Raw genomic sequence first — 16,552 nt, 5'->3', positions numbered from 1 at the left:
GTGTTGTTTCCGTGGCAAAAGGAACCGGAGGCGTCCGTCATGACCAGTTGGCTGCCGCTGAGCGCGGGGGAGCGGGCCGTGGCGATCGAGGTGCTGGTGCACGGGCCGCTGTCCCGCACCGAGGTGGCCCGGCGGCTCGGGCTCTCGCAGGGCAGCCTGACCCGGCTGACGAAGCCGCTCATCGGGTCCGGGCTGCTGGTCGAGGTCCCGGAGGCCGGTGCCCCCGCCGCCGCCCGCCAGGGGCGGCCCTCCCAGCCGCTCGACGTCGTCACCGGGTCCCGCTCCTTCCTCGGCTTCAAGATCACCGAGAACGCGCTGCACGGCGTGGTGACCACGCTGCGCGGTGACGTGGTCGCCGCCCTGGACCGCCCGCTGTCCGGCCGCGCCCCGGCCGCCGTGGCCGACCTGATCGCCGGGACGGCCGCCGAACTGAGCGCCGGACACCCCGCACCCGCGGGCCTCGGCATCGGCGTGGGCGGCCTGGTGCGCGACCGTGCCGTGGTCGCCGACTCGCCCTACCTCGGCTGGCGGGAGGTACCGCTGGCCGAGCTGGTCCGGGCGCGCGCCGGGCTGCCGGTGGTGGTGGAGAACGACGTGGCCGCGCTGGTGGAGGCGGAGAGCTGGTTCGGCGCCGGACGCGGCCTGGACCGCTTCGCCGTGCTGACCATCGGCGCGGGGATCGGTTACGGCCTGGTCGCGGGCGGGCGCCGGGTGCCCGCCGTGGAGCCGCTCGGCTTCGGCGCCGACCTCGTCCTGGACCCCGCGGGGCCGCTCACCCCGGACGGCCGTCGCGGCAGCGCCGTGTCCCTGCTCACCATCCCCAGCATCCGCTACCAGATCCGGGCCGCCACCGGCCGGGACACCTCCTACGAGGAGATCCTCGCCGGCGCGGCGGCGGGGGAGCCACTGCCCGGCCGGGTGGTCACCGAGGCCGCCCGCGCGCTCGGCCTGCTGCTCGCGCAGATCGCCAACTTCGCACTCCCGCAGAAGATCCTGCTCGCCGGAGAGGGCGTCGGACTGATGGATGTGGCGGGAAACACGGTGCGCGAGACCATCGCCGCCAACCGGCATCCGGCGGCGGTTCCGGTTGAACTGGAGAGCAGGGTCTCGGACTTCCACGACTGGGCGCGCGGGGCTGCGGTACTGGCGATCCAGGTGCTGGTGCTGGGCGGCGCCGGAACGTGAACTCCCGCCCCCGCGCGATCCCTTGGCGTACACGGGGCGATCACGGGACGTGATGAGGGACACGGTCCGATTTGTCCGCATGGGAGGTGCTTGGTCACGGCGCCTTCACTTCGATCGGCATATGCTTCACAGCATGTCCACCACTGTTGAAACCGCCTCCGAGCGATCGGCCGCGGAGGTCAACGAGGAGATCCGTGCGCTGTGGCGCCGGTCGGGCGGCATTCTGACCACCGAGCAGCGCGCGGAGTACCAGCGCCTCGTGATGGAGTGGGCCGCGGCGACGCCTCAGCCCTCCGACGCGGCCTGACGCCGCGACCCCGCAGAACCGTCCGCCCGGGCACGTTCGTCCGCCCCGGCGCAACCGCCCGTCCCGGCACCCGCGAAGGCGCGGGTGCCCTTTTTCTGCCCTCCCGTGCCTCCGGTGCCCGCCGCCCTCCCCGTGCCGCCCGTCTCCGGCGTCTCCGGCGTCTGCGGTCGGGTCGGCCGGAGACCGTCCGGTCGCGGTCCGTCTGACTGCGCTTCGTCTGGCTGCAGTCCGGCTGATCGCGGTCCGGCTGAATCCGGGGAGTCTGATTCCGGTGCGCCGGTGACCCATGTCTCCCCGGCCCGGACGTACGCCCGAGTGTTGTGTGATCAGCCCCAGTTCGCCGAGTAGTGCCGCCGGTAGGCCCGGCGGTCCTGCTCCGAGCGGATGTAGCGGGTGGCGGCGAGCGCGATCGCGCTGCCCGCGACCACCAGTAGACCGGGCCCGACGTTCCGGGGGTCCGTGATCCGCGCCACGAGTGACCGCGCGGGCGTGCCGCCCGCCGGGGACGCCGAGACGCCGGGCTTCGCCGCGCCCCGCGCGACCGCGCCTCCGGTCGCCCCGGCCGCCGGCGCCTTCCGGGCGGCGCTGCCGCTCACGCCGGCCGAGGTGATGAGCCGGACGTTCAGCGCCGTCAGCGCGCGGGTCACCGGCTGGAAGAACGTCGTCCCGCCGGTGGCGCAGTCGCCGCTGCCGCCCGAGGTGACGCCCAGCGCGACCCCGTCCGCGAACAGGGGGCCGCCGCTGTCGCCGGGTTCGGCGCACACGTCCGTCTCGACCAGCCCGCTCACCGAGCCCTCCGGGTAGTTCACCGTCGCGTTCAGCGCGGTCACCGCGCCGTCGTGCAGGCCGCTGGTGCTGCCGCTGCGGAACACCCGCTGTCCCACCACCGGGTCGGCTGCGCCGGTGATGCGTACGCCCTTGCCGTCGCCCACCGCGACCACGTCGGCGCCGGGCCCGGCCCTGCCCGTGTCGTACCGGACGAGGGAGAAGTCCGCGTTCGGGAAGGTGCTGCCGACCGTGCGGCCCAGCGGCGGACCGCTCTGGTCCTCGCCGAACCACACCGACCCGGTCGGCCCGCAGTGTCCGGCGGTCAGGATGAAGTCACTGCGCCCATCGGTCACGTTGAACCCCGCCGAGCACCGCCCGCCGCTCGACAGGATCGGTCGCGCGCCGTTCAACCGCGTGGTGAACCTGCCCGCCGCACGCTCCATGCGGACGAAGTCCCCCAGTTTCGTGGCCAGTTGGCTCATCTTCGCCCAACCGGCCGCCGACACGGTGCTGTCGGCCCGGACCACCACCCGGTTGGTGCGGTAGTCCAGCGCCCACGCGGTGCCCGCCACGCGCGGCGCCGAACGCAGGCCGGACACCGCCGACTTGAGCTCGTCCATGCTGTGCGGGACCACCTTGGCCTCGGCGCCCGCGCTCCGTACGGCGCGGGCCGTGTCCTCGTCGGTGACCGCGACGACGGGGCGTCCGTCGGCGCCGATCCAGCTCCCCGCCGTACGCGCCGTACCGAGGCGAGCCGTCAGTGCCGTGCCGGTGTCCGGGGCGGGGGAGGCCGTGGAGAGGGTGCCCGACGCGGGGGGAGCGGTGTCGGCCAGGGCGGCCTGCGCCACCATTCCGCAGCCCACCAGGAGTCCGCCGACGGCCACCACCCGTGTCACTCGCCGGACGATGCGTCGTCGTGCGTGCCTCATACGTGGCTCCCGAAACCGTGCGCGCGGACGGCCCGGACGGGACCGCCGGGCGCACCGGCCCTCGGGCACGCCCGGACCTGAGTACGGTGCGGGGTGCCGGGGCGTTCACACGGGGCGGCGATCTCCTGCTGGTGCTGGTGCTGGTGCTGCCGGGTGGTGCTGTTGGTCGGTGCTTCTGTCCGCTCCGATGTGTGCCGGGCGGGTGGGGCTTCTAGGCTGCGGAGTATGGAGCACATGGGCGCCAACGGCGCGGCGGGCGAAAGTGGTGCGAGTGACCGGAGCGGGCTGCTCGCGCGGCTCGGCACGGGGAAGTACCTGCTGGTGAGCACTTACCGCAAGGACGGCACCCTGGTGGCCACGCCGGTGTGGGTGGTCGCGGACGGGGACGCGCTGGGCGTGTGGACGGCCGCCGACAGCGGGAAGGTCAAGCGGATCAGGCGGAACGCCGAGGTGCTGGTCGGCCCGTGCGACCTGCGCGGCAACCCCACCGGCGAACAGGTCCCGGCCACGGCCGAGATCACGGACGCGGCCACCACCGCCCGCTACCGCACCCTCATCGCCCGGAAGTACGGCATCGTCGGCCGCCTCACCCTGCTGTTCGGCACGCTGCGGCGCGGGGCCGACAGGAGGGTCGGGATCAGGATCGCGCTGAAGCCCTGAACGGGCTGGTGCGGAACGGGTACGCGGAGGGGGCCTGAGCGAGCGGAACTGCTCCAACGGGCTTGTGCGGAAACTGAGTTGTAGTTCGGTCGAGCCCTGGGAACGCCTCCGTCACCCGGCTGACGTTCCGTCAGGTCCAGGCCCGGCACGGCTCGTCCACCAGTTGGAAGACGGGCTCACCGCGCACCGGGTCCTTGGCGGTCGAGAGCCGGACCCGGTCCCCGCTGTGGATGCCGATCAGCGGACCCATGACCCGGCCCCGTACGACGAAGCCCTCGGTCAGCTCCACCATTGAGACGTTGCGGGCGCCGGGCGTGTTGCGGTGCACGATCGTGGCGTGCCGGATCGTTCCGACGCCCTCACTGTGCTCGGTGCGCAGTTCGCTGCCCTGGCAGACGGGACAGAGCAGCCGGTGGTAGGTGGCCGTGCCGCACCATGTGCAGCGCTGGAAGGTGAGGGTGTCCCTGGGGGGTGTCGCGCGCGGGGTGTCCATGCGTGCGGGGTCCCTGCGTGCGGGCTCCGTGCGCGCCGGGTCGAGGAGGCCCGCCGTGGACCCGCCCGCCAACTGCGAGACCGTTGCTGAGTGGTGGTACACGCTGGTCATCTCCCTGCGCTCGGCCCGTATTCCGCCCCTGCCGCGTGCGCGGAGCGGGCACGCGGGTGCCCCGGTCGCCGTGCCACCGTGCACCGCCGTCAGACTATGGCACTCAGTGTCACTCGTAAAGGCACTGCGTACCCTGAATATGGAGAGGGAGCGGGCACGCCCCACGGGGGAGGGCTCAGGCGCGTCCCGCCGCCGTCTCGAACTCCCTGACGACCTGCCAGAGCGGCGCGTCACGGCGGGCGACCACGACGACCACCTCGTCCGGAGAGGGACGCGCGACCCGCGTGGACGGTGCCGTTCCCGCCTTCCGGGCGGCGGAGGGCGCTGGATGCGCGGAGGGCGAGGAAGGTGGCGCGAAAGGTAGGGAGGCCGTGGCGGGCGCGGCCGCGTCGGTGCCGAACGCCGCCCGGACCTGGGCCAAGGCGTGGTCCACGGACGCCTCCGCGTCGTCCCGGCCGTCCGAACGCAGCCAGGAACGCAGGGCGTTGTTGTGCGCGGCGACGACGGCCGCCGCGATCACATCGGCGCGCAGCGCCCCGTCGGGGTGGTCGGCCAGCCGGTCGCGCAGATACCGGGCGAGGGCACGCTCGTAGCGCCAGACGACCGACAACTCGTAGGCGCGCAGGCCGGGTACGCGTCTGGTGAGGCGGTAGCGCTGCACGGAGAACGCCGGGTTCTCCGCGTACATCCGCAGCACCAGCCGGGCGGCGTCGCAGACGCGGCGCACCGGTTCGTCGTCCGCCGAGCCGGTGTCGAGGTAGGTCGTCATGTCGGCCAGGCAGCGTTCGTGGTCGGGGAAGACCACGTCCTCCTTGGACGGGAAGTACCGGAAGAACGAGCGCCTGCCGACCCCGGCCAGCGCGACGACGTCGTCCACCGTGGTCTGCTCGTACCCGCGCTCCAGGAAGAGCTGGAAGGCCGCCGCGACCAGGGCGTCCCGCATCGGCGGTTTGGCGTCCGGCGCGGTGCTGCTGTGGCTCATGAACGGGAACGTAGCACCTCATGTATGGCACTCCGTGCAGGACACGGGGAACTCAGTGCTCTCAGGGGCGGGTTGCGCGGGCACCTTGATCGTTCAGGGCGGTACCGGACGCGGGGGCCGGGACACCGCGCCGTAACCTTTCTGCCGTCCGTCCGGTCAGCCCCCTGACCGTGCCCGCACCGGCCACGCACGCACCCCTCCCGGCCACGCAAGGCCGTCACGCAGCACGAGGAGCCTCCATGTCCGCCGAACGCCCCCGCCTCCTCTACGTCACCGACCTGGCGTACCCGGCGAAAGGGCGCCGCTACTGCGACGAGGACATCTACCTCACCGCCCGGCTCCGCGCCCATTTCGACCTGGCGCTGTGTCACCCCAAGGACGTGGCGGCGCTGATGGACGGTTTCGACGCGGTCGTCGTCCGCAACAGCGGGCCGCTGCTCGGCCACCAGAGCGAGTTCGATGCGTTCCGCGCCCGCGCCCTCGCCTCCGGCACCCCCGTCTACAACCCGCTCGGCGGCAAGGCCGACCAGGCCGGGAAGCAGTACCTGCTCGATCTGACCGCCGCCGGATGGCCGGTCATCCCGACCGTGGACCGGGTCGAGGACGCGCATCTGCTGCCCGCCGCCGCCCGGTACGTCGTCAAACCCCGTCTCGGCGCCGACTCCCTCGGCCTGCGCATCGCCCCCGCCGCCCGGCTCGCCGCCTACGCGGGCGACGACGTGCTGATCCAGCCCTTCATCGACTTCGCCTACGAGGTCTCCTTCTACTTCGTGGACGACGATTTCCAGTACGCCCTCAACGCCCCCGACCCGCGCAACCGTTGGGAACTCAGGCCGTACGCGGCCACCGCCGCCGACCTGGAGTTCGCACGCCGTTTCGTGGACTGGAACGGCCTCGGCCACGGCATCCAGCGCGTGGACGCCTGCCGCGCCCCGGACGGCGAACTCCTCCTGGTCGAACTGGAGGACCACAATCCCTTCCTCTCCCTCGACGCGCTGCCCGAGGACGACCGGGAGGCGTTCGTCGGCGCGCTGACGACCTCGCTGAACCGGTTCGTCAGCGCCGACACGCGGTGTGCGCTGCCCAGTTGAGGGATGCGCGCGGTGTCGTTCGGGGGTGATCGGCGAGCCGGGGTGCGCTGGCGCGGCGCGGCGGATCGGGGGCGGTCGGTGAAGCCGGGGTGTGGTGGCGCGGTGTGGGGGCGTGTGGTGATTCGGAGTGGTGGCGCGGTGAGGGGGCGTGTGGTGATTCGGGGTGTGGTGGCGCGGTGAGGGCGCGCTTGGTGATTCGGGGTGCGGCGACGGGGCACTCTGAGAACCGGGCGGGTCATCCGGTGGGCTGAAATCGGCCTCGAACACCCGGCGACACTCCGGGGAACATCCCTCGGCATCGACCGCACGCCCCACCATGAGGGTGTCCGGCCGGGGCTCGGCCGGACACCCCCGAGCATCACGCACCGCGCACCACGATCGAAGGCCACGCCGATGAGCGGCTCCCGCATTCCGGGCCTGCTAGTGCCCGTCCTCTTCCTGCTGGTCCTGGTCGCCGGACTGTTCTGGTATTGGCGGCACCGGGGCGACGACTGAGCGGGGGAGGGGCGGTGTTCGGGTGCCGACACGGGTGGCCGGACACCGCCGTGAGCGGCCGGACACGGTCCGGGAGTGCGGGGCGTCAGGGTGTCTCGGGCATCCGGATGTCCACCACGCACACGTCGTCGCGCCGTTCGTCGGCCAGCATCGTGGCGAGCAGGGACTCCAACAGCGCCTCGCCCACGCGGCCTTGGGCACGCACCGCCTCCGCGAGCCGGGAGAAACCCGCGTCGATGCCCTCGCGCGGCCGTTCCATCAGGCCGTCCGTGAACAGCAGCAGCCGGTCGCCCGACTCCAGGCGAACGCGCGCCGACTCGTAGACCGGGTCCGCCGTGGCGCCGAGCAGCATGCCGTGCGGGCGGCCGAGATAGTGCACCCGCTCCCCGCGCAGCAGCAGGGGCGGCGGATGCCCGGCCTGCGCCCAGGACAGCACCCCGGTCGCGGGCTCGTAGCGGGCAAGGACCATCGTCGCCGTCGATCGCCCGTCCGGTGAGTGCAGCAGCAGGGTGTTCAGCCGGGCGAGCGCACCGGTCAGCGACGACCCCGTACTCACCATCCCCTTGGTGGTGAAACGGAGTTGGGCCATCGTCGCCACCGCCCCGATACCGTGCCCCGCCACATCACCGACCACGAACAGCGCGGCCTCGTCGGGCAGTTGGACGGTGCTGAACCAGTCGCCGCCCACGTGGATGCCCGACTGGGCGGGCAGATAGGCGACTTCGACCCGCAGCCCCGCCAGCGTCACCGGCTTGCTCGGCAACGGCAGCAGCGCGTCCTGGAGCCGGGCCGCGAGCGCCCGTTCCGCGTGCAGTATGCCGCGCTGGAGCAGCATCGCGCGTTCGCTCTCCACCAGGGCGAGTTCGGCACTGCGCTGCGCGGTCAGGTCCTGCACGAAGCCGTGCACATCGGCGGGCGTGCCGTCCGGCTCGGTCACCGCCTCCGCCACGATCCGCAGATGCCGCACCCCCTCCGGCGCCTCGATCCGGAACGGCGCGTCGAACGGCCTTGCCCGGTGCACGAGTTCGCCGATCGCCTGCCCCAGCGCACCCGCGTCCCGCTCCACCGCGAGGTCCGGCAGCCGCTCCAGCGGGAGGGGCCCGCGCGCCGGATCGAGGCCCAGAATGCCGTACGCCTGCGGGGACCAGGCGATCTCCCCGGTGACAAGATTCCAGGTGGCCCAGCCGAGGTTCCCGAGCCGCTGCACGTCCGCCAGGCGCTGTTCCTGGACCTCCTCCGGTTCGTGCCGCGACCAGGTGACGAGCAGCCCGTCCGCGAGCGGCGCGGCCCGCACCGAGTACGTGGCGAACAGCGGCACACCGCCGACCTCGTCCTGATAGGCGAACGGCTCGCTCTCGAACGGCACTTTGCGGGTGAGGGCACGCAGATAGCCGTCCCACAGCGGCTCGCCCGCCACGGACGGGTAGCTCTCCAGGATGTGCGCGCCCACCATCTCCCGCCCGGTGCGCCCGAACACGTCCACCGCACCGGGGGACGCGGCGGTGATCCGGTAGTCCTCCACCGCGCCGGACGGGCCGCGCAGCGGGGTCAGCAGGATCGCCGCGCCGGGCAGCGCGTCCAGCACCGCCTGCACGGTCCCCGGCTCCTCCTCGCCCACGCGCTGCACGGGCAGGTCGAACGCCCGCAGCCGTCCCGCGCACAACCGGGCCACCGCCCGCAGCAGCTCCCGCTCGCGCGCCGTGAACACCCCGTTCCTGTGGCGCAGCACCCCGAGCGCGACCGGCGCGGGCCCGTCCACCGGTACCGGCAGCCAGGCACGGGAGCCCCACCGCTCCGGCGGGTCCCCGATGAGCGGACAGCGCTCGCGGTCCTGGTCTCGATCCTCCAGCCAGCGCGGCTCACCGGTACGCAGCACGTCCAGCGGCGCGACCCCGCTCAGCGGCGGCATCCGCTGCCACTGCGCGGCGACCGTCGCCTCCACCCCGGCGTATCCCAGCAGCTCCGCCCCGCCCTCCGACAGCCGCTCGTACAGCATCACGGTGTCCGCACCCGTCTCCGGCGCCAGATGCGTCAGCAGACATCCGGCCAGCTCACCGGCCGACCGTACCCGTACGAGGTCCCGGCCGAGCTGCCCGAGCACATCCGCCAGATCCCCGGCCCGCACGGCGTCCGGCCCGGGCAGCGGCCCGGCCGGGAGCTTCCGGGGAGCGTCCGCGTGGGTGGGCGGGGGTGGCGGCGGAGATGGGGGCGGGGCAGGGGTGGTGGACCGCGTGGGGGAGGCCGTCCGGGTGGGGGACGCCTGCGGGGTGGATGCCTGGGCGTCGGGGGTGGTCCGGGCGGGGTCCGTCTGCGCGGGGTCTGTCTGCGCGGGGGGATTCCGCACGGCGTCTGCCTGTGCGGCGCCGGTTCGTGGGACGCCCGTCTGTGAGCCGGTCTTCTGCGAGGGGGCGCTCTGGGAGGCGGCCAGCGGTGAGGTGGGCACCTGTGGAGCGGCCACCTGCGAAGCGGTCACTTGTGAAGCGGTCACCTGCGTGGGGGTCGGTCCCAGCACACCCAGCGCCAACCAGCACTCCTCCAGCAGTGAGCGTCCGCCCGACTCCGCGCGCCGGGTCAGCTCGGCTTCGGCCGCGTCCGGAGTACAGCCCGCCGTCGCCATCAGCGCGCCCTTGGCACGCTCCAGCACGGCAGCGGTCGCCGTGGCGTCCCGCAGCCGCTCCAGCTCCGCGCGCTGCCGCGCCACCACCTTGGCCAGCGCCGCGACGTCGGCGCCGGAAGCGGCGTCCACCGGCGGCACGGACTCACTCGTCACGCGTTGAGCATCGCACAAACGGGGGCACTCGCTCATTCGCACGAACGGGGGACGACTGCCGGTGAGGTCGGGGGCAGAGATCCGCTGGTGGCTGTGGCTGTGGCTGTGGCTGTGGCTGTGGCTGTGGCTGTGGCTGTGGCGCGATGCGGTGCCCTGGGGCGTGCTCGGGCGTTCGGGGCTGAGCGCGCGTGGTTCCTGCGTCCGGTGCCTCACCTCCGGTACAGCGTGATCGAGTGTCCGACCTCGCCCACCGGCCGACTGGACGCGATGAGCCCGGCCAGCTTTCCCCGGGCCTTCGCGGCGGCGGAGTCGGAGACCACCAGCACCCCGTGCACCTGGTCCTCCGGCACCCGGCGCGGATCGGCCGCGTGGATGCCGTAGAACGCGGGAACGCCGCTGCCCTTGTAGACCAGCCACACCCGCTCGCCCCGGTGCCGCTCGCGCAGTACGACCGCCAGTCGCCCCAGGTCCTGGCCCCAGTCCACGTTGGAGTCGTGCAGCAGCAGATGGGTCCGCGCCGGACCGCCGTACGCCTCGTTTGCGTACGGCAGGTAGTACGGGAACGTCCGCAGCGAACTCACCGCCACCCACAGCACCAGCAGCACGGCGGGCGGCACCGCCCGGCGCCGTGGCCACCGCAGGACGCAGCCGCCCGCGACGGCCAGGAACACCGGCACGAACAGCGCGTACCGCGTTCCGAAGTCCCGGGAGCCGGTCATCGCCGCCGCCAGCAGCACGGCGGGTGGCAGCAGCACGTACGGCGCGGCTGGGCGCAGTCGGCGCACCGCGAGCAGCGCCACCGCACCCGCCCCGCCCAGGGCGAGCAGGCCCAGCGGGGTCTTCACCAGCAGCGCGGCCGGGAGGTAGTACCAGCGCGCCCCCGTGTACAGACGGCCGAAGAGAAAGCCCTCCCACGGCAGATCCTCCTGGCCGAACTGCATCCGCATCCCGTCCCGGAAGGCGGGCGGTAGCGGCAGGAGGTCCGCCAGCCGCCCTCGTAGCTCGCCCGCCTCGGGCAGCGCACCGGCGGGCGCGGACCCCAGCCGGGGATCGAGGACCAGATACGTCGCCCACACCACGGCGATCGCCACCCCCGCCACCACGGCCGCCCCCGCCAGCGCCCCCAGCACCCGCCGTCCACGCCCCGCGTGCCAGGCCGCCAGCCCGCCGAGCAGCATCAGTACCGGTACGGCGGCCAGCGCGTTCATCTTCGTCGCCACCGCCGCTCCGAGCGCGACCCCGGCCACCGGAAGCCAGCGGCGGGGCCGCTCGCGCGCCTTCCACGCGGACCAGGCCGCCACCAGTGTGAACGCCGTCGCGGGGAGGTCCAGCGTCGCCAGCGAACCGTGCGTGATCACGTCCGGTGTGAACGCGTACAGGCCCAGTGCCACCAGTCCGCCCGCGGTCCCGGCGAGACCCCGCGCGAACCCGAACACCACCAGCCCGCACAACAGCGTCAGCACGATCACCGGCAACCGCGCCCACAACATCAGCCGCCACGGATCATTGCCCGACTCGTACAGCAGATGCCGCCCGACCGCCCCCTGCGTTCCCCTGTACGCCGAGTCGTAGTGCGGATCGGCCACCGCGACTCCCACCGCGATCAACAACTTGCCGAGCGGCGGATGCTCCGGGTTGTAACGCAGCCGATGCTCACGCAGATAGTCGGTAGCCGCGGCGACATACACGGGCTCATCGATCGTCGGCGTCTGCCGCACGGCCGTCCAGACCATCACGGCACCCATCTGTCCGAGCAACACCACAACGACCGTGGCAACCCCCCACCCCCGCCATCCCCGCCGGAGCCGAACCCCGCCGCCGGCAATCGAGCGGGGCCCGCCGTCCGCCCCAAGCCCACCCCCCACCTCGTGGCCGCCCACCCCACGCCCCGCACTCACCCGCATCCGACCCCGCATCCCCGCCCTCACCCAGGTGCCACCGCTTTACCCGGCCCGGCGGCGATCCGGCACCGCTCGTCCGTTCGTCGGTACGGCCAAGGGGGCGCCAGGGTTCATCCGCCACCGTGCACGGCACGCCGCCCACTCATCCGCGCGTCTCCCACACCCCCCGCAACGCCCCCGCCCCCACGACCAGATCCGCTCGTCCACGGGTCGTGGCGACGAGTTCCGCGTTGGGCTGGTCGGAGCGCAGTACCCATTCCTCGGCGGCGTCGGGGGACTTGCCGAACTGCCGGTGGCGGGCGATCAGACGGTGGAGCCTGTCCTCCTCGTCGATCTCGCAGAACCAGACCTCGTCGAGGCAGGGGCGTACCCGCGCCCAGGAACCCTCGGTGAGAAGCAGGTAGTTGCCCTCGGTCACGACCAGTCGCACCGAGGGCTCCACGGGTATCGCCCCGGCGATTGGTTGTTCCAGGTCGCGTTCGAAACCGGGTGCGTACACCGTCGTGTCCCGTTCCTCGCGCAGGCGGTGGAGCAGGGCCGCGTAGCCGCCCGCGTCGAAGGTGTCGGGGGCGCCCTTGCGGTCGCTGCGGCCCAGGCGGTCCAGTTCCGCGTCGGCCAGGTGGAAGCCGTCCATCGGGACGTGGGCGACCCGGGGCGGGCCCTCCGCGTCGAGCGTCCGCACCAGATGGGCGGCGAGGGTCGTCTTTCCCGCGCCCGGCGCACCCGCGATGCCCAGCACGGCGCGCCTGCCGGGCAGCATGAGTGCGCGGGCACGGTCGATGAGGTCTGCGTACGTCTCGGACATGGCACGAGTCTGGCATCCGGGAACGGGGCCGGGGGAGGGCCCGCGACCAGGATCAGGGCGAGGTCAGGGACGGCTATCCGGGTCGGCACGGGGTCGGGGTCGGGGGCCGGATCGGGGGTTACCCCGAAAAGACCCCCATGTGGGCCGCGACACCCACTGTTCCGCCGTTCGCGGGGAAGAGTGCCCGTATGACTCAGCTCGGTCTGCCCGACACCATCCGGGCCTGCCTCTTCGACCTCGACGGCGTCGTCACCAAGACGGCCGTCGTGCACGCCGCCGCGTGGAAGGAGACGTTCGACGCCTTCCTCCGCGCGCACGAGGGTCCGGACGCGCGCCCGTTCGACAGCACCGCCGACTACGACGAGTACGTGGACGGCCGACCCCGCGCCGACGGGGTGCGCTCCTTCCTGGAGTCGCGCGGCATCCACCTGCCCGAGGGCGGCGCCGACGACCCACCGGACGCGGAGACCGTGAACGGGCTCGGCAACCGGAAGAACGAACTCCTGCTGGAACGCATCCGCACCGGGGGCGTCGAGGCGTACGACGGCACCCTGCGCTATCTGGAGGAGGTCCGGGCGCGCGGCCTCGCCACGGCCGTCGTCTCCTCCAGCGCCAACTGCCGTGATGTGCTGCGTTCGGTGGACGCCGAGCACTTCTTCGACGTCCGGGTGGACGGCGTGGTCGCGGCCGAGCGGAAACTGCCCGGCAAGCCGCACCCCGACACCTTCCTCGCCGCCGCCCGCGACCTGGGCGTGGAACCCGGGCAGGCGGCCGTGTTCGAGGACGCGCTCGCCGGGATGGACGCGGGCCGCGCGGGCGGTTTCGGCTATGTGGTGGGCCTCGACCGCACCGGACAGAGCGACGCGCTGTACGCGCACGGCGCCAGTGTCGTCGTCAAGGACCTCGCGGAGCTGGGAGGCGACGAGTGATCACCCACCGGTCGTACACGGTCGAGCCGTGGGCGGTGCGCGAGACCGCGCTCAACCTCGACGTGCTGGCGCAGAGCGAGTCGGTGTTCGCCCTGTCCAACGGGCACGTCGGCTGGCGCGGCAACCTGGACGAGGGCGAGCCGCACGGCCTGCCCGGCAGCTATCTCAACGGCGTCCACGAGACCCACCCGCTGCCCTACGCCGAAGCCGGGTACGGCTATCCGGAGTCCGGGCAGACCGTCATCAACGTCACCAACGGCAAGGTGCTCCGGCTGCTCGTGGACGACGAGCCGTTCGACCTGCGCTACGGCCGGGTGGTCGCCCACGAACGCGTCCTCGATCTGCGCCGGGGCGTGCTGGAGCGGACCTGTGAGTGGACCTCACCCGCCGGTTCCACGGTGCGGGTGCGTTCCACCCGGCTCGTGTCCCTGACCCAGCGCGCGGTCGCCGCCGTCGCCTACGAGGTGGAGGCGGTCGGCAGCCGGAGCCGGGTGGTGATCCAGTCGGAACTGGTCGCCAACGAGCAACTGCCCTCCGGCGACGGCGATCCCCGCGCGGCGGCGGCCGTCACCTCCCCGCTGGAGCAGGAGGACCACTTCGCGGGTGGGACCCGGCTGCGGCTGGTGCACCGCACCAGGCGGAGCGGACTGCGGGTCGCGGTCGGCGCCGACCACACCGTCTCCGGGCCGGACCGCACCTCGGTGCGCGCCGAGAGCGACACCGACGTGGCCCGGCTGACCGTGACGTCCGTCCTGGAACCCGGCCAGACCCTCCGGGTGGAGAAGCTCGTCGCGCACGGCTGGTCCGGCACCCGGTCGCTGCCCGCGATGGCCGACCAGGTGGACGCGGCCCTCGCCGCCGCCGCACACGACGGCTGGCAGGGCCTCCTGGACGACCAGCGCGCCTACCTGGACGACTTCTGGAAGCGTGCCGACGTCGAGGTGGACGGCGACGAGGAGATCCAGCAGGCCGTGCGGTTCGCCCTGTTCCACGTCCTCCAGGCGGGAGCGCGCGCCGAGCGGCGGGCCATCCCCGCCAAGGGCCTGACCGGCTCCGGCTACGACGGGCACGCGTTCTGGGACACCGAGATGTTCGTGCTGCCCGTGCTCACCCACACCGCGCCCGAGGCCGTCGCCGAGGCGCTGCGGTGGCGGCACAGCACCCTGGACGAGGCCCGTGCCCGCGCCGCCCAACTCGGCCTCGCCGGGGCCGCGTTCCCCTGGCGCACCATCGAGGGCTCGGAAGGCTCGGCGTACTGGCCGGCCGGTACCGCCGCCTTCCACGTCAACGCGGGCATCGCGGACGCCGTACTGCGCTACACCGAGGCCACCGGCGACACGGAGTTCGAGCGCGAGGCGGGCGTGGAACTCCTGGTGGAGACCGCCCGGCTGTGGCGCTCGCTGGGCCACCACGACCACCACGGTGTCTTCCACATCGACGGCGTGACCGGCCCCGACGAGTACAGCGCGGTCGCCGACGACAACACGTACACCAACCTGATGGCCCGGCAGAACCTCCTGGCCGCCGCCGACGCCGTCGAGCGGTACCCGGCCGAGGGGAGGCGGCTCGGCGTGGACGCGGAGGAGGCCGCCGCCTGGCGGGACGCGGCCGACGCCGTGCACATCCCCTACGACGACAACCTCGGCGTGCACCAGCAGCACGCCGGGTTCACCCGCTACCAGCGCTGGGACTTCGACGGCACGAGCGCCGACCAGTACCCGCTGCTGCTGCACTTCCCCTACTTCGACCTCTACCGCAAACAGGTCGTCAAACAGGCCGACCTCGTCCTCGCCATGTACACCTGCGGCGAGCACTTCGACGACGAACAGGTGGCGCGGAACTTCGCCTACTACGAACCGCTGACCGTCCGCGACTCCTCGCTGTCCGCCTGTGTGCAGGCCGTCGTCGCCGCCCAGGCCGGGCACCTCGGGCTCGCCCACGCGTACACGGCCGAGGCCGCGCTGATGGACCTCAACGACCTGGAGCACAACACCCGCGACGGCCTGCACATCGCCTCGCTCGCCGGGACCTGGATGGCACTCGTCGCGGGCTTCGGCGGGCTGCGTCGGCACGGCGGCATACCCCGCTTCGCCCCGCGTCTGCCGGAGCGGCTGAGCAGGCTGGCGTTCAGCTTCCGGTTCCAGGAGTCCTGCCTGCGCGTGGAGATAGGCCCGGACAAGGCGACGTACACGCTGGTGGAGGGCGAGCCGCTCACCCTCCACCACCACGGCGAGGAACTGCGGGTCGGTCTGGACGATCCGGCCACCCGGCCGGTGGTGCCCGCGCCGAGGCGCCCGGTGCCGGAACAGCCCACGCACCGGCTCCCGAACGGGGGTTGAGCGGGGAGTTTTTCCTTCTCATGGGAAAGGGATGCCGTCAGCTTTACTGCACATGATGTGCAGGTACGGGAGGATGGCACAAAGCTGCGCTGTGCAGCGCCGACCGCACCACCGACCGCACACCGAAGGACCACCACCCGATGACGGCCGCCCCCGGTTCCGCTCCGACCCTCCCCGCACAGTCCGGCGCCCGGCGCTCGGCCTGGCACCGCGTCCGGGGTTCCATGACGCGGCAGGAGTGGATCGGGGTCGGCGGCATGGCGGCGTTCGTCCTCGCGCTGCACGTCATCGGCTGGGGCACACTCATCGGCATCGTCGCCCCGCAGCACCTCAGCGCGGGCGCCCAGTCCTTCGGCATCGGCATCGGTGTGACCGCGTACACCCTCGGCATGCGGCACGCCTTCGACGCCGACCACATCGCGGCCATCGACAACACCACCCGCAAGCTGATGGGGCAGGGCAGGCGGCCGCTCTCGGTCGGCTTCTGGTTCTCCCTCGGCCACTCCAGCATCGTCTTCGGCCTCGCCCTGCTGCTCTCCCTCGGCATGAAGGCGCTCGCCGGACCGGTCGAGAACGACGACTCCCGGCTCCACCAGGTCACCGGTCTCATCGGCACGACCGTCTCCGGCGGCTTCCTCTACCTCATCGCCGGGATCAACCTCGTCGTCCTCGCCGGAATCTGGAAGGTGTTCCGGCGGATGCGCTCCGGCGACTACGACGAGGCCGCGCTGGAGACCCAGCTCAACAGCCGGGGCTTCATGAACCGGCTGCTCGGCCGGGTCACCGG

At 73.0% G+C, this 16,552-nt stretch carries 14 protein-coding genes; 8 read left to right on the top strand and 6 right to left on the bottom strand.

Annotated features, from left to right (window positions below):
* Positions 1–39 precede the first annotated feature (39 nt).
* Both KUM39_RS22800 and KUM39_RS22795 read left to right on the top strand, forming a co-directional pair.
* On the top strand, positions 40–1,185 hold the full coding sequence (locus tag KUM39_RS22800; protein WP_217787621.1) for an ROK family transcriptional regulator: 1,146 nt from the start codon (positions 40–42) through the stop codon (positions 1,183–1,185).
* 121 nt (positions 1,186–1,306) lie between these two features.
* Complete coding sequence (locus KUM39_RS22795; RefSeq protein ID WP_217787620.1) at positions 1,307–1,492, top strand: hypothetical protein; 186 nt, start codon at positions 1,307–1,309, stop codon at positions 1,490–1,492.
* 326 nt (positions 1,493–1,818) lie between these two features.
* On the opposite strand, the gene KUM39_RS22790 is transcribed toward KUM39_RS22795, so the two are convergent.
* Complete coding sequence (locus KUM39_RS22790) at positions 1,819–3,189, bottom strand: S1 family peptidase (protein WP_217787619.1); 1,371 nt, start codon at positions 3,187–3,189, stop codon at positions 1,819–1,821.
* A gap of 234 nt (positions 3,190–3,423) precedes the next feature.
* On the opposite strand from KUM39_RS22790, the gene KUM39_RS22785 reads away from it, so the two are divergent.
* Positions 3,424–3,849: a PPOX class F420-dependent oxidoreductase gene (locus KUM39_RS22785; RefSeq protein ID WP_217787654.1), complete on the top strand. Its 426-nt coding sequence runs from the start codon at positions 3,424–3,426 to the stop codon at positions 3,847–3,849.
* A 130-nt stretch (positions 3,850–3,979) separates the two neighbouring features.
* Here the strand turns inward: KUM39_RS22785 and KUM39_RS22780 are convergent, their stop codons facing one another.
* Complete coding sequence (locus KUM39_RS22780; protein ID WP_372455802.1) at positions 3,980–4,342, bottom strand: Zn-ribbon domain-containing OB-fold protein; 363 nt, start codon at positions 4,340–4,342, stop codon at positions 3,980–3,982.
* Positions 4,343–4,628: 286 nt separating this feature from the next.
* Positions 4,629–5,435, bottom strand: coding sequence for a TetR family transcriptional regulator (locus KUM39_RS22775; RefSeq protein ID WP_217787618.1), 807 nt, complete (start codon positions 5,433–5,435; stop codon positions 4,629–4,631).
* A 239-nt stretch (positions 5,436–5,674) separates the two neighbouring features.
* Here KUM39_RS22775 and KUM39_RS22770 point away from each other — a divergent pair, with 239 nt between their 5' ends.
* Positions 5,675–6,526, top strand: a complete 852-nt coding sequence (locus KUM39_RS22770; RefSeq protein ID WP_217787617.1) for a hypothetical protein — start codon at positions 5,675–5,677, stop codon at positions 6,524–6,526.
* 580 nt (positions 6,527–7,106) lie between these two features.
* Here the strand turns inward: KUM39_RS22770 and KUM39_RS22765 are convergent.
* On the bottom strand, positions 7,107–9,791 hold the full coding sequence (locus KUM39_RS22765) for a SpoIIE family protein phosphatase (protein ID WP_372455800.1): 2,685 nt from the start codon (positions 9,789–9,791) through the stop codon (positions 7,107–7,109).
* A 61-nt stretch (positions 9,792–9,852) separates the two neighbouring features.
* Between KUM39_RS22765 and KUM39_RS22755 the strand changes: the two genes are divergently transcribed.
* On the top strand, positions 9,853–10,020 hold the full coding sequence (locus tag KUM39_RS22755) for a hypothetical protein (protein ID WP_217787616.1): 168 nt from the start codon (positions 9,853–9,855) through the stop codon (positions 10,018–10,020).
* On the opposite strand, the gene KUM39_RS22750 is transcribed toward KUM39_RS22755, so the two are convergent.
* Positions 10,001–11,536, bottom strand: coding sequence for a phospholipid carrier-dependent glycosyltransferase (locus tag KUM39_RS22750; protein ID WP_246620590.1), 1,536 nt, complete (start codon positions 11,534–11,536; stop codon positions 10,001–10,003). The two genes, KUM39_RS22755 and KUM39_RS22750, sit on opposite strands and share 20 nt — an antisense overlap.
* Positions 11,537–11,834: 298 nt before the next feature.
* Positions 11,835–12,497: a nucleoside/nucleotide kinase family protein gene (locus KUM39_RS22745; RefSeq protein ID WP_217787614.1), complete on the bottom strand. Its 663-nt coding sequence runs from the start codon at positions 12,495–12,497 to the stop codon at positions 11,835–11,837.
* 188 nt (positions 12,498–12,685) lie between these two features.
* Between KUM39_RS22745 and KUM39_RS22740 the strand changes: the two genes are divergently transcribed.
* The 3 genes from KUM39_RS22740 to KUM39_RS22730 all read left to right on the top strand — a co-directional run.
* A complete protein-coding gene (locus tag KUM39_RS22740; RefSeq protein ID WP_217787613.1) occupies positions 12,686–13,426 on the top strand; it encodes a beta-phosphoglucomutase family hydrolase in 741 nt (246 codons plus the stop codon).
* On the top strand, positions 13,423–15,765 hold the full coding sequence (locus KUM39_RS22735; protein ID WP_217787612.1) for a glycoside hydrolase family 65 protein: 2,343 nt from the start codon (positions 13,423–13,425) through the stop codon (positions 15,763–15,765). Before KUM39_RS22740 ends, KUM39_RS22735 begins: the two co-directional genes overlap by 4 nt.
* A 140-nt stretch (positions 15,766–15,905) precedes the next feature.
* Positions 15,906–16,552: HoxN/HupN/NixA family nickel/cobalt transporter (locus KUM39_RS22730; RefSeq protein ID WP_372455799.1), on the top strand; the 647-nt coding region annotated here is incomplete at its 3' end.

Source organism: Streptomyces corallincola, from assembly GCF_019104725.1.
Taxonomy (GTDB): Bacteria; Actinomycetota; Actinomycetes; order Streptomycetales; family Streptomycetaceae; genus Streptomyces; species Streptomyces corallincola.
This window is presented reverse-complemented; position numbering and strand designations above follow the sequence as displayed.